The organism is Nitrospira tepida (assembly GCF_947241125.1).
In the GTDB taxonomy this organism is placed as follows: domain Bacteria; phylum Nitrospirota; class Nitrospiria; order Nitrospirales; family Nitrospiraceae; genus Nitrospira_G; species Nitrospira_G tepida.
In genome coordinates, this window is sequence record NZ_OX365700.1 from 2,703,064 (window position 1) to 2,716,606 (window position 13,543).

At 61.9% G+C, this 13,543-nt stretch carries 13 protein-coding genes; 12 read left to right on the forward strand and 1 reads right to left on the reverse strand.

Features of this window, described 5'->3' with window-relative positions; genetic code table 11:
• Positions 1 to 102 precede the first annotated feature (102 nt).
• Positions 103 to 372, forward strand: a complete 270-nt coding sequence (locus tag QWI75_RS12845) for a sulfurtransferase TusA family protein (RefSeq protein ID WP_289268975.1) — start codon at positions 103 to 105, stop codon at positions 370 to 372.
• Here QWI75_RS12845 and rsmI read toward each other — a convergent pair.
• Positions 341 to 1,138, reverse strand: a complete 798-nt coding sequence (gene rsmI / locus QWI75_RS12850; RefSeq protein ID WP_289268976.1) for a 16S rRNA (cytidine(1402)-2'-O)-methyltransferase — start codon at positions 1,136 to 1,138, stop codon at positions 341 to 343. The two genes, QWI75_RS12845 and rsmI, sit on opposite strands and share 32 nt — an antisense overlap.
• A gap of 160 nt (positions 1,139 to 1,298) precedes the next feature.
• On the opposite strand from rsmI, the gene QWI75_RS12855 reads away from it, so the two are divergent.
• The 11 genes from QWI75_RS12855 to folP all read left to right on the forward strand — a co-directional run bounded on the left by QWI75_RS12855 (position 1,299) and on the right by folP (position 13,542).
• Complete coding sequence (locus tag QWI75_RS12855) at positions 1,299 to 2,102, forward strand: cytochrome C assembly family protein (protein WP_289268977.1); 804 nt, start codon at positions 1,299 to 1,301, stop codon at positions 2,100 to 2,102.
• A 1-nt stretch (position 2,103) separates the two neighbouring features.
• Positions 2,104 to 3,519 carry a glutamyl-tRNA reductase gene (gene hemA / locus QWI75_RS12860; RefSeq protein ID WP_289268978.1) on the forward strand — a complete coding sequence of 472 codons (1,416 nt, stop codon included), beginning with the start codon at positions 2,104 to 2,106 and terminating at the stop codon, positions 3,517 to 3,519.
• A 190-nt stretch (positions 3,520 to 3,709) separates the two neighbouring features.
• Entirely contained in the window at positions 3,710 to 4,651 is a 942-nt protein-coding gene (gene hemC / locus QWI75_RS12865) for a hydroxymethylbilane synthase (RefSeq protein WP_289268979.1), read from the forward strand.
• A 5-nt stretch (positions 4,652 to 4,656) separates the two neighbouring features.
• Entirely contained in the window at positions 4,657 to 6,210 is a 1,554-nt protein-coding gene (gene cobA, locus QWI75_RS12870; RefSeq protein ID WP_289268980.1) for a uroporphyrinogen-III C-methyltransferase, read from the forward strand.
• A gap of 53 nt (positions 6,211 to 6,263) precedes the next feature.
• Positions 6,264 to 6,665 (forward strand): CBS domain-containing protein, encoded by a 402-nt coding sequence (locus tag QWI75_RS12875; RefSeq protein WP_289268981.1) that lies wholly within the window; start codon positions 6,264 to 6,266, stop codon positions 6,663 to 6,665.
• A 4-nt stretch (positions 6,666 to 6,669) separates the two neighbouring features.
• Positions 6,670 to 7,647: a porphobilinogen synthase gene (hemB, locus tag QWI75_RS12880; protein WP_289268982.1), complete on the forward strand. Its 978-nt coding sequence runs from the start codon at positions 6,670 to 6,672 to the stop codon at positions 7,645 to 7,647.
• 2 nt (positions 7,648 to 7,649) lie between these two features.
• Positions 7,650 to 8,615 carry a bifunctional riboflavin kinase/FAD synthetase gene (locus tag QWI75_RS12885; protein ID WP_289268983.1) on the forward strand — a complete coding sequence of 322 codons (966 nt, stop codon included), beginning with the start codon at positions 7,650 to 7,652 and terminating at the stop codon, positions 8,613 to 8,615.
• Complete coding sequence (gene tilS, locus QWI75_RS12890; RefSeq protein ID WP_289268984.1) at positions 8,612 to 10,102, forward strand: tRNA lysidine(34) synthetase TilS; 1,491 nt, start codon at positions 8,612 to 8,614, stop codon at positions 10,100 to 10,102. The genes QWI75_RS12885 and tilS overlap by 4 nt, the downstream gene beginning before the upstream one ends.
• A 9-nt stretch (positions 10,103 to 10,111) precedes the next feature.
• Positions 10,112 to 10,660: a hypoxanthine phosphoribosyltransferase gene (hpt, locus tag QWI75_RS12895; RefSeq protein ID WP_370693576.1), complete on the forward strand. Its 549-nt coding sequence runs from the start codon at positions 10,112 to 10,114 to the stop codon at positions 10,658 to 10,660.
• Positions 10,661 to 10,758: 98 nt separating this feature from the next.
• Entirely contained in the window at positions 10,759 to 12,570 is a 1,812-nt protein-coding gene (gene ftsH, locus QWI75_RS12900; RefSeq protein ID WP_289268985.1) for an ATP-dependent zinc metalloprotease FtsH, read from the forward strand.
• Positions 12,571 to 12,723: 153 nt separating this feature from the next.
• Entirely contained in the window at positions 12,724 to 13,542 is an 819-nt protein-coding gene (folP, locus tag QWI75_RS12905) for a dihydropteroate synthase (RefSeq protein ID WP_289268986.1), read from the forward strand.
• The last annotated feature ends 1 nt before the right edge of the window (position 13,543 follow it).

The window sequence follows — 13,543 nt, forward strand, 5'->3', positions numbered from 1 at the left end:
CTTTTTGTTTTCTTCCACCGGAACATGGCAGAATAGATAAGCGAGAGAATGTAGTGCGCCGCCCAATCAGCAGCGCTTCGATTATCAAGAGGGAAGTGGAAAATGTCGTCCGAGCAGATTTACCAGCCCGTTGCCGTCGATAGCGAGATCGACCTGCGCGGCGTGATCTGTCCCTATAATTTCGTGAAGACCAAATTGAAGCTGGAAACCATGAGTCCCGGCGAAGTATTGGGCGTCCTGCTCGATGACGGGGATCCTATCAAGAACGTACCCCAGAGCGTCCGCAACGAGGGACATGTCGTGCTGGCTGAGGAACGGATCGGTCCATCATTTCGCGTGATCATACGGCGGCGCGGCGATGCGGACGAATAACTCCCCCCATCCGCTTGCCTTGCCGTCGCTTCCCTAGTCGTGAGGCCATTCCCCGCGCCCGCCGCGCCATTCCCGCGAATACCACGGTGACCAGCGCGGGTGCCGATTCATACACGGCAGAACGTAGAAATCGTCCGGTCGTCGTAGGGCAAATCTCCTCGGAGGCCGTCGTGAGATTGCGGAGGATGACCATCCTCCGGTTTCCCTCCCAACCATGAACCTCCCGCACCAGACGAGGCACCTCTTGCGGCTCAAGCAGCACCACATGGGTATCCGCCAGTGTGCGGGCCCGCCTGAAGAGGGAGCGGCGCGCCGCCCGCGACGGCGGAAGCCGGCCGATGAAGAGCACTCGCTTCCCCTCGCAGCCCGCCACGGAGAGCGCCGCGGGCAGGATCGACGGGCCAGGCACAGCCACAACGGAAACGCCCGCCCGGTGTGCGGCCCGGACCAAGTAGGCGCCAGGATCGAAGACGGCAGGTGTGCCGGCATCCGTAACCAGGGCCACGTCGCGCCCCTGCGCAAGCTGCTGCAAGAGCACGGCCGTTTTTTCCTTGCGGTTGCCTGGGAAGTAGGTGGTCACGGGAACGGCGATGCGATAACGCGCCAGCAACTGTTGTGTGGCCCGAGGATCTTCGGAGGCGATGATGCCGGCACTGCGCAAGACACGCCGCGCCCGGAACGTCAGATCACCGGGATGCCCGATCGGCACACCGACCACAAAGAGCCGGCCGGCGCCGGCCGGCGCCTGATTGATTGGCTGCGTCATCGTCGCGCCGCGCGCGGGCGACATTCTGCGATTGCTATTTCTCCGGACGGCATCGACTTTTGGCACTTTCATTTCTTGACTGCTCTTTTCACGGATCAGTATAATTTTTAGATTCTCTCACACCTGTAATTTCTTTCGCAAAGTCGAGGAGATAGGGTTGATGCCGGTCTCGTTTGTGATGGCCACGATCTTGCTGTATTTGGCCGGAACCGTCTGTTTCCTGGTGTATCTGCTGAGGCGTTCGGAGGCGCTTTCGACGGTTTCCCTGTGGTTGACCGCTGCGGGGTTCACCACCCACACGATCGCGCTTCTCCTCAGAATATGGAGCGGGTCCGGGACGCCTTTGGCCAGTTTTCAGGAAGCCCTATCGTTCTTCTCCTGGATGCTGGTGCTGGTTTTCTTGGCCGTGGAGTTCCGCCATCGCATTCACGTGCTGGGTTCCTTCATTGTTCCCCTGGCCCTGGTTTCCTTGGTGTCCGCTGCGGCCTTGCCCGACCGCGTCCCCACGCTCGGCCCGGCGCTTCGAACAGTCTGGCTCCATGTGACGCTCAGCATGTTGGGCACCGTGGGCTTTGCGGTCGCGTTCGTAGCCGGCTTGATGTACGTCATTCAGGACGGGCTGCTCAAGTCCAAACGGTTCAATGTCCTGTACAGCAAACTCCCGCCGCTGGATTTCCTCGATAATCTCAATCAACGGTCGATCATCCTGGGGTTTCCGTTGCTCACCTTGGGGATCATCACCGGGGCGATTTCAGCCGAGTTCGCCAAGGGCTCGTACCTGAACTGGAACCCCGAACAGGTCTGGGCCTTGGTGACCTGGATGTTCTATTTTGTGGTCCTGCTCGGCCGCCTGACGGTCGGATGGCGGGCCAAGCGCGCGGCCTATTTGACGATTATCGGGTTCGCCGGCGTGGTGCTGACATTGATCGGCGTGGTGCTCAAGAATTACGGGACCTACTCCTGATATGCATATCATCACGGTCGGTCTCAGCCATAAAACCGCCCCCGTTGAAATCCGTGAACGGCTCGCCGTGCCGGAAAGCCGCCTGGGCGAGGCCCTGACGAGACTCTGTTCCTATCCCGGCATCAAAGAAGGCCTGCTCCTGTCGACCTGCAACCGGGTGGAAGTATACGCCGTCGTCGATGCCGTCGATGCCGGCTACCACCGCGTGCAGGAGTTCCTGGCCGACACGCATCTCTCGCTCTCCTCCGAGCAACTGACCCCGCATCTCTATTGGCATACGGGCGATCGGGCGATCGCCCACCTGTTTCGCGTGGCGTCGAGCCTCGACTCGATGATCGTCGGGGAATCTCAGATTCTTGGACAGATCAAGGAGGCCTATGACGCGGCCTTGACTCATAAAGCCACCGGCGTCGTCTTGAACAAGGTGGTCAAGAAGGCGATATCCGTGGCCAAGCGGGTCCGCACCGAGACCAAAATCGCCGAAACCGCCGTCTCGGTCAGTTACGCCGCCGTCGAGCTGGCGAAGAAGATCTTTTCGAATCTCAGCGAGCGGACCGTGTTGCTTGTCGGGGCGGGGGAAATGGCCAAACTGGCCGCCAAACATTTCGTGGCCCAAGGTGTGCGGCACATCCGCGTGACCACGCGCAACCCGGTCAATGCCATCGAGTTGGCCAAGCGGTTCAACGGAGTTCCGGTGCCATTCGATGATTTTCCGACCGAAATGATCGCCTCGGACATTTTGCTCTGCTCGACCGGCGCCTCGCACTACCTGATCACGCCCGAGCAGGTGCAGCATGCCGTCCGGCAACGGATGAACCGCCCGATTTTCCTGATCGACATTTCCGTCCCCCGCAATATTGATCCGGCGGTCCGGCACATCGACAACGCCTTCCTCTTCGACATCGACGATCTGAAGCTGCGCGTCGAGCAGAATCGCGAAGAGCGGCTGCGCGAGGCGGAGAAAGCCGAATCGATGGTGGCCGAAGAAGTCGGCGTGTTGCAGCAATGGATGAAATCGTTGGAGGTGACCCCGACGATCGTGGCGCTGCGCAGCAAGGCCGACGCGGTCAAGAAGGCCGAGATGGAGCGCCTGCAAGCCCGCCTGAACCAACTGTCTCCGCAAGATCAGGAAATGGTGGAGTCCCTCGCCTCCGCCATCGTCAACAAGCTCCTGCACGGCACGATGGTCACCTTGAAGGCCGAGGCGGATTCCTCCTCCGGTGCTTTGTTTGTCGAGGCGGCGCGAAGATTTTTCAATCTCGAAGAGGCGGCCGGATCAGTCCGGACCTCGGCTCGATGCACCCGCCCGGAGGCGATTTCCGGCCAGACGGAAGAGGAGGCCTCCTACCGTGCCCAGAACGAGGAGAACGACAGGATGCGTGCGGACCAGCCGGTGCGTCTGCGGCAACCATCATGAGAGAGGTGGATCACGAGGCTGCTCCTCATCTTCTTCAACGACCGGAAAACTGGACCGGCCAGGAACCGTCTTCATCATGACCTCGGTGCTCCAATCACCCGCAGCTTGAACCGCCGCCCTGTGACCCATCATCGATGAGCAACCGAGGCGCACAGATTCAGGAGCGACCCAGTCCGCCTGGGAGAACCGCATGACTCTGCAATCGCGCCAACCACTCGTGCTCGGCACCCGCGCCAGCAAGCTCGCCCTGCAACAGAGTCGTTGGGTGGCGGAGCAGGTCATGAACCTGAACCCCGGCCTGCGGGTGGAATTGAAGGAAATTCGGACATCCGGCGATAAGATCCTCGACGTGCCGCTGGCCAAGATCGGCGGGAAGGGCTTGTTCGTCAAGGAAATCGAGGATGCGCTGCTCGCGAGGGACATCGACTTCGCCGTCCATAGCATGAAGGACGTGCCCACCCAGTTGCCCGACGGACTCGACATCGTCTGTGTGCCGCCGCGTGAAGATCCTCGCGACGCCCTGATCGCCCGCGAGGTCAAGCGCTTCGAAGACCTGCCGTGCGGCGCCACGATCGGCACGAGCAGCCTGAGGCGTCAGGCCCAATTGCTCCATCACCGACCGGACCTTGTGGTTGAGATGTTGCGGGGCAACCTCGACACCCGCCTTCGCAAACTGCGCGAGGGCCTCTATGACGCGATCGTCCTCGCCGCTGCGGGGCTGAAGCGTTTGGGTTGGCAGGAGCAGGTGACTCAGTACCTGCCGGTCGAGATCAGCCTGCCGGCCATCGGCCAGGGGGCCCTGGGGATCGAGGCCAGGCGGGACGATGCCTTTGTCGTCTCTATCCTGGCGAGGCTGGAAGATGCCGCCGCCCGTTCGGCCGTGACGGCCGAACGGGCCCTGCTCCATCGTCTGGAAGGAGGGTGCCAGGTCCCCATCGCCGGCCATGCTTCGCTTCAGGGAGACCGCCTCCGGCTGGCGGCCTTGGTCGGACGGGTCGATGGCTCACGGCTGGTTCACGATCAACTGGAAGGACCGCTGTCGGACGCGTCCCGGATCGGAGCCGAGCTGGCCGAGCGTCTGCTGCGGCAAGGAGCCCGTGAGATCCTGGATCAGATTTACGGAAGGACGTGAGGTTCGTGGGAGCCATAGCAGGAAAAATCTACCTTGTCGGCGCAGGCCCCGGAGACCCAGGTTTGCTGACCTTGAAGGGGAAACATTGTCTCGAGCAGGCAGACTCGGTGTTCTACGATTACCTGGCCAATCCCTCCCTGCTCGATTATGCGCGTCCGAATGCGGAACGGATCTATGTCGGCCGGCGGGGGCGAGGGGCCTATCTGGACCAGCAGGAGATCAACCGCTTGATTATCGCGAATGCCCGGGAGGGGAAGATTGTCGTGCGGCTGAAAGGCGGCGATCCCTTCGTCTTTGGACGGGGTGGGGAGGAGGCGGAGGCGGTGGCGGCGGCTGGCTTGCCTTTTGAAATCGTCCCCGGCGTAACCTCCGCCACCGCCGTCCCGGCCTATGCCGGCATTCCCGTCACGCATCGGACCCTGGCCTCTACCGTCGCCTTCGTCACAGGCCACGAGGATCCGAACAAGGAAACGGAACTGTTGGAATGGCCCAAGCTCGCCACGGCGCAGGGAACCCTCGTGTTTCTGATGGGCCTGAAGAATCTCCCCCTGATCGTCGATCGTCTGATCAAAGAAGGCCGCTCCGCTGAGACCCCCGTCGCCTTGATTCACTGGGGTTCCTGGCCCAAGCAACGGACCGTCACCGGGACGCTCCGGGACATCGTCGCCAAGGGCCAGGCCGCCGGGCTCGAACCTCCGACCACGGTCGTCATCGGCGAGGTCGTCCGCCTGCGGGATCAACTGAACTGGTTTGAGCGGCAGCCGCTGTTCGGCAAGCGCATTCTCGTCACCAGGGCCAAGGAGCAGGCGGGAGAATTTTCCCGCTTGATCACCGCCCAGGGAGGGGAGCCGGTGGAATGTCCGACGATCGAGATCGCCGCGCCTCCGACCTGGGAGGCGCTTGACCAGGCGATCGACCAGCTCGCGTCGGTCGATTGGCTGGTCTTTACCAGCATGAATGGGATTGCACCTTTCATGAATCGGTTGTACAAACACGGGCGGGATGTCCGGGCCTTGGCGTCCGTGAAGATCTGTTGCATCGGCCCCCGCACCGCCCAGGAGCTGAGGCAGTACGGCCTGCAAGCGGACCTGGTTCCGGACGAGTACCAGGCCGAAGGCCTGATCGAGTCGTTCCGGCGGATCGGCGTGAAGGGCCGGCGGATTCTGATCCCCCGCGCGGAGGTGGCGCGCGAGATGCTGCCAGCCGAGTTGACGGCAATGGGGGCGGAAGTCACGGTGGTACCGGTGTACCGGACGGTAAAGCCCGAAGCCGACACGGCTCGGTTGACGAAGCGGTTGGCCGACAGGACGATCGACATGCTCACCTTTACCAGCTCGTCCACCGTGCGCAATTTTGCGAGCCTCTTCGAGTCGCCTGAAGAGATGGTTCGGCTCACGCAGGGCGTCCCGGTCGCCTGCATCGGTCCGATCACGGCGGACACGGCCCGCGAGCTGGGGCTGTCGGTGACGATTCAGGCCGGAGAGAACACAATTCCGGCGTTGGCCGAGGCCATTGTGGAATACTATGGGGAATCTGTGCCTGACAGGTCGAAGACCTAACGCGAAGCGGTGGACGTGAACTGATTTCCTTACAGACCAAGGAGGGGGACAGTATGGTTCCAGTGAAGTCGTTTATGATTCCTGCGGAAAAATTCGTGACCGTCGGCCGTGACACGGACGTGAAGACCGCGGCCGTCATGATGCGCGACCGCAACATCGGAAGCCTGATGGTCACCAGAGGGGGCGATTCCAAAGATGTGATCGGCATCGTGACCGATACCGACATGGTCCGCCGCGTCCTGGCCACCGCCGCGGATACCGCCAAGACGACGGTGGAAATGATCATGTCGGCGCCGATCCTGACGATCGATGAGAACAAGACGCTTTTGGACGCCAACGACATGATGGCCCAATCGCACCTGCGACACCTGGGGGTGTCACGGGGCGGCAAACTTGTGGGTATGATCTCGGTCCGTGATCTCGTCGTGTTCCTCACCAACTTGCCCAGGAAGTAATCCGATGCCGTTTCCTTCCGAACGTCTTCGCCGCCTCCGGACGACCGAACCGATCCGGCGGATGGTGCGGGAAACCAGCCTGAACCCGGCAGACCTGATCTACCCCCTGTTTGTTCGGAGCGGGCAGGGGAGGCAGGACCCGATCGCCTCGATGCCGGGCCAGTACCGGCGGTCGATTGACTTGCTGATCAAGGAGGCGGCGGAGGCACAGCAACTGGGCATTCCCGCCGTCATTCTTTTCGGGATTCCGGACAGCAAAGACGAGCGGGGCACTTCGGGGCTGGACCCCAACGGGATTGTGCCGCAGGCCGTCCGAGCCCTCAAGGACCAGGTACCGGGCCTGTTGGTGATCACCGATGTCTGCATCGACGAATACACCTCGCACGGACATTGCGGGATCGTTCGAGAGGGAAAAATTCTCAACGACGAAACGCTCGATTGCCTGCAAACCATGGCCCTGGCCCACGCCCAAGCGGGGGCGGATATGGTGGCCCCTTCCGACATGATGGACGGGCGGGTCGGGGCGATCCGTGAGGCATTGGATCGAGCCGGGTTTGAGGATCTTCCGATCATGGCCTATTCGGCCAAGTACGCGTCCTGTCTCTACGCTCCGTTTCGGGAGGCGGCGGACTCCAGCCCTTCGTTCGGCGACCGCCAGTCCTATCAGATGGACCCGGCGAACCACCGGGAGGCGATGAGGGAGCTCCAATTGGACGTAGCCGAAGGAGCCGATATTCTCATGGTTAAGCCGGCCCTTCCGTATCTGGACATCATCGCCGCAGCCCGTGCGACCTATCCCCATCCGATCGCGGCCTATCAAGTCAGCGGCGAGTACAGCATGATCAAGGCCGCCGCCCAGGCGGGCTGGTTAGATGAGGCGCGCGCCATGCTGGAGTCGCTGGTCAGCATCAAACGGGCAGGGGCCGACCTCATCCTGACTTATTTCGCGAAGGATGCTGCACGCCGCTTGCTTGCCGGATGACCATGCACGTCATCCGGAACCTCACGGGATATCAGCCGTCGTCCTATCCGGTCGCCACGATCGGCAACTTTGATGGGCAACACCGGGGACACCAGGCCCTGCTACGCAGCGTGGTCGAGCGGGCCCGGGAGACCGGCGGCCGGGCCCTGGTGATCACCTTCGATCCCCATCCGGTCCGTATCCTGGCTCCCCATGTGGCCTTGAAATTTCTGACCTCTCCCGAGGAAAAACTGGCGGCCTTTGCCTCGACCGGCATCGACGAGGTCATCTTTTTGGAATTCTCGCCGGCTTTGGCGGAGCTGACGCCCGAGGCCTTTGTTCGGGACATCCTGGTGGCCCGGCTTTCCCTGCGGGAGCTCTTTGTTGGAGAACATTTCGCGTTCGGCAAGGGGCGCGCCGGCACCGTTGCCGACCTTCAACGGTTCGGCGCCCTGTATGGATTTTCCATCCACCCCATGAAGCCCGTGCTCTGGGAGGGGGGGATCATCAGTTCGACGAAGGTGCGCTCGGCGATTTTGGCTGGCCGGATGGAACTGGCGACGGACTACCTCGGCCGGCTCTATGCCCTAAGCGGCCTGGTCGAACAGGGGGACCAGCGGGGCCGGAGCCTTGGCTGGCCAACCGCCAACCTGGCCCTCCCGGCCGATCGCGTGGTGCCTCCGGATGGGGTGTATGCGGCGCTGACGGTTCATGGCGCCCAGGTATTTGATTCGGTCGCCTACATTGGAACGAGGCCGACGTTCGAAACGAAGGGCGAGCGGATCCTGGAAGTCTACTTGCTCAACGAGCAGCGGACATTGTACGGTGAGCGCATTACGGTGCAGTTCGCTTCATATCTACGCGGCGATATGACGTTTCCGAGCCCCGACGCGCTCTCCCGCCAGATCCAGGAGGACGTGCAGCAGGCCGAAGCCCGTCTAAAAACGGTGCAGATCGAATATCGCAAATCGGCGGAACAATCAGCATGACCCTCTCCGCCTGTGCCACTCGGACTCCCCCCTTGATCCGGCAGGTGATGCGGACCATTCGAACCCGTCGCCTGCTCGATCCCGGCGTGTCCCTCCTGGTGGCCCTGTCCGGCGGACCGGACTCGGTGGCCTTGGTGGCCTGTCTTCATCACCTGGCTCCACGGTGGCATCTGCAACTGACGGCGGTGCATTTCAATTACGGGCTCCGCGGCCATGAATCGGATGAGGACGAAGCGTTCGTGGCGGCTTTCTGCCGGCACAGAGCTATTCCGTTGCTGGTCGAACGGCCTCGACTCTCCCGCGACGCTCCCAGAGGACGCCGGTCGGTGCAGGAGATGGCCCGCGAGCTGCGGTATCGGCTGCTTGAAGAATTAGCCGCGCGCCATGGATGCGATCGCATCGCCCTCGGCCATACGGCCGACGATCAGGCCGAAACCGTCCTCCTGTGGATGCTCCGGGGCGCGGGAACGACCGGCCTTGGCGGGATGCGACATGATCGGAGAGGGTCGCGCGTCCATTTCATCCGTCCCCTGCTGGACTGTTCGCGAGAGGCGGTCCTCGCCTATCTCCAATCGGAAGGCCTGCCCTATCGGCGGGATTCCAGCAATCAATCCAGGGTCTACCGGCGCAACCGCATCCGGCATGACGTGCTGCCGCTCTTAAAGGAGTTGAATCCCGCGATCCTCCGCGTGCTCTGCCGGCAGGCCGATCTGCTGGCCGAAGATGAGCACGTGCTCGAAGAGGAGACAGACCGCCATCTCTCGCGCTTGCTGATCAAACGGGAACCGGCTCTCCTTGCCGTCCAACGCGATGGCCTGCTTGCGTTGCCGACAGGCATCCAGCGCCGGATCATTCGTCGGCTCCTGCAAACACACCAGGCCGCCGGGAAAGTACCTTCGCTGAGACAGGTTTCGGCCGTGCTGAACGGTATCGTGCGGGCCCGGAACGGCGCCTCGTTTCGGATCGCCCGCGTGGTCATCACCAGAGATTCCGATCAGGTCATCGTGATCCCTGTCCCACCCGGCGATCCTGCAAACCGAAATCGCTCCAATACGATCGCTCTTTCATCGAATCCAACGACCTCGTTGCCCCTGGTGATTCCTTCAACCGTCACCTGGCCCCCGTCCAGCCAACGGATCGCCCTGCGATGGGAATCGTGGCAGCCGGAACAAGAGCTGTCGGTCGGGAAGGGCCGGTCTCTTTCCATGGCCTTCGACGCCGGCCGCTTCACCCATGCCCTCTCCCTTCGGTCCTGGCAGCCTGGGGACTCTCTGTGTCCGACCGGCATGGGCGGGCATCGAAAAAAACTCCAGGACCTCTTCACGGACATGAAGATTCCACGCCACGACCGTGGCCGCCTGCCGATTCTTGTCGCACCGGAGGGGATTCTCTGGGTCGTCGGTTGCCGGGCCGACCACCGGTACGTGCCCGACGCCAAGACAACGCAGGTGCTCATCGTTGAGGTCGAAACAGCAGTCGGTCAGTAGGGAGGGGAAATGGAGCGGATGTTCGGTCGCCCGGTCGTCACGCAGGAACAAATGCGGGCCCGCATCAAGGAACTCGGCAAACAAATTTCCGAGGATTATGCGGGAAAGGATCTCGTCCTGGTGGGGGTCCTCAAGGGAGCCTATGCCTTCTATGCTGACCTGGCCCGGGCGATCAGGCTCCCGATGCGGGTCGATTTCATCGTCGTCAGGAGCTACGGCGCCGGGTCGAAAACCTCCGGCAAGGTCAAGCTGGTGTCGGATCTGACGGAGGAGATCAAAGGCCGAGACGTGTTGCTGGTGGAAGACATCGTGGATTCCGGATTGACGGCCTCCTATCTCCTCAAGATCTTGACCAAACGGAAGCCTCGCTCGCTCCGCATCTGCACCTTGCTCAGCAAACCGGACCGGCGTCAAGTGCATCCGCCCGTCGATTACGTGGGGTTCAATATCCCGAACCAATACGTGGTGGGGTACGGTCTCGATTACCAGCAGAAATACCGAAATCTGCCTTACTTGGTCGCGCTGGATCAGGTGGCGGAACTCGACCAGGAGTTATGAGGACGGTTGTCAGCCTCGGGTTCTGTATGTTAGCATTTCGCAGCGATAGCTCCGCACTCATCGCATAGCCGTCGTCTTGTGGTGTGAGGAGGGACTGAATGAATTCACGTGTGAAGAACGTATTGTTCTGGGTCGTGGTGGCGCTCTTCATGATTCTCTTATTCAACCTCTTCAGCGTCCCGACGCACGCCCCCGAAGAAGAGGTGATCTTCAGCGACTTTATGACCCAATTGGAGAAGGGGGAGGTGACCAAGGTCACCATTAAGGGCAGCAATATCAGCGCGATTCTGAAGGACGGCTCCCGCATCAAGACCTACACGGCCGATTATCCCGAGTTCGTCAAGATCCTGCGCGAGCGCAATGTCCAGATCGAAGCCAAACCCCCGGAGGACAGCCCCTGGTACATTACGTTCCTCGTGACGTGGGGGCCGTTTATCCTCTTCCTGGGGCTCTGGTTCTTCCTGATGCGGCAGATGCAAATCGGTGGCAACAAGGCCCTGTCTTTCGGCAAGAGCCGCGCGCGGATGCTGACGGAAGAGCGGAAGAAAGTCACCTTCTCTGACGTGGCCGGCATCGATGAGGCCAAGGAAGAGGTCGTCGAGATCATCGAGTTCCTGAAAGATCCCAGAAAATTCCAGAAACTCGGCGGACGCATCCCCAAGGGGGTGTTGATCGTCGGCCCTCCCGGCACCGGTAAGACCCTGCTCGCGAAGGCGATCGCGGGGGAGGCCGGTGTCCCGTTTTTCAGCATCAGCGGGTCGGACTTCGTCGAGATGTTTGTCGGGGTGGGCGCCTCGCGCGTCCGCGATCTCTTCGAGCAGGGCAAGAAACACGCGCCCTGCATCATCTTCATCGACGAGATCGACGCGGTCGGCCGGCTGCGCGGAGCCGGGCTCGGAGGCGGACATGACGAGCGCGAGCAGACGTTAAATCAGTTGCTGGTCGAGATGGACGGATTCGACACGACCGAGGGCGTGATCCTTATTGCCGCGACCAACCGGCCGGATGTCCTGGACCCGGCGCTGTTGCGCCCCGGGCGGTTCGACCGCCAGATCGTGGTCAACCGGCCGGATCTGCGCGGCCGCTCCGAGATTCTCAAGGTCCACACGAAGAAGGTGCCGTTGGCCGGCGATGTTGAGCTGGAAAAAATCGCCAGGGGAACTCCAGGATTCTCCGGCGCCGATCTGGAAAATCTTGTCAACGAAGCCGCCCTCTGGGCGGCCCGGCAGAATAAGAAAGAAGTGGAGTACTCCGACTTCGAGATGGCCAAGGACAAAGTGCTCATGGGGGCCGAACGAAAGAGCATGATCCTGAGCGACGAGGAAAAGCGCATCACCGCCTACCATGAAGCCGGCCATGCCCTCATGGCGAAATTGCTGCCCGGGACCGATCCGGTCCACAAGGTGACCATCATCCCGCGGGGCCGGGCGTTGGGCGTGACGATGCAACTGCCCACGGACGACCGCCACAACTACTCCAAGGATTTCCTTTACAACACCCTGGCCATTCTCCTCGGCGGGCGTGTGGCCGAGGAACTGGTCCTCAAGCACATCACGACCGGCGCGGGCAACGACCTGGAGCGGGCGACCGACCTGGCCAGGAAAATGGTCTGCGAATGGGGCATGAGCGAAAAACTCGGCCCGTTGACCTTCGGCAAGAAGGACGAGGAGATTTTCCTGGGTCGGGAAATCGCCACGCGCCGCGACTTCAGCGAGCAGGTCGCGATCGAAATCGACCATGAAATCAGCCGCCTCGTCACGGAAAATTACGAGCGCGCCAAACGCATGTTGACCGAGCATATGAGCTCGCTCAAGGCCGTCGCCGAGGCGCTGCTCGAGAAAGAAGTCCTGGAAGGGACCGAAATCGACGACATCATTCAATCCTCGTCGCCGCAACCCATTCCGGCCTGATCCCACTGCCGCGGTGCGGGAACGGACGATCCCCGCGCCGCGGCCATACATTCGAACCCGGTCCTCCGCTCAACACCCTGACCACCCTCGGCGTTGCGGCCCATGATGTCCCGGGTTCGACAGTCAGCTAATCGAATCCACGCCGGACAATTCTTGATCACGATCGACCGGCCCTTGCTGGTGGGGATTCTCAACGTCACACCTGATTCCTTCTCCGACGGAGGTCAGTTTCGCTCGGATGATGAAGCCATCGCCCATGCCTTGAGGATGGTCGAGGCCGGAGCCGCCATGCTCGACATCGGCGCTGAATCGTCGCGGCCGGGAGCCATTCCTGTCACCGAGGAGGAAGAAACCGCGCGGCTCATGCCGATGCTGGAGAAAATCGCCCGGCATTGTCGGGTGCCGATCTCGGTCGATACGACCAAGGCCGGCGTGGCCCGCCGTGCCATCGAGGCCGGCGCGAGCCTCATCAACGACATCAGCGCGCTGCGATTTGATCCCGCCATGGGGAAGTTGGCCGCCGAGACAGGCGCCGGCTTGGTCCTGATGCATATGCCGGGAACTCCGCAAACCATGCAGCAGCAGGCCTCCTATGCGGATGTCGTGCACGAGGTGACGGCCTACTTGACCGAACGCATGGCGGCGGCCGAAGCGATCGGCGTCAAGTCGGAGCAAATCGTGCTTGACCCGGGTTTCGGTTTTGGTAAGCTGGTGCCACACAATCTGGCCCTGCTGGACCGATTACCCGAACTGTGCGATCTCGGACGTCCGTTGTTCGTGGGCCTTTCGCGAAAGTCGTTCATCGGGCAGGTGACGGGTCGGCCGGTGAACGAGCGGGAATTCGGCACCGCCGCAGCCGTCGCCCTGGCCGTCGAGCGGGGCGCCAGCTTGCTTCGGGTTCACGATGTCGCTCACATGGCCGATGCGGTGAAGGTCGTGGAGGCGGTGATGCGCCAACGTGCTCAGAAATAAG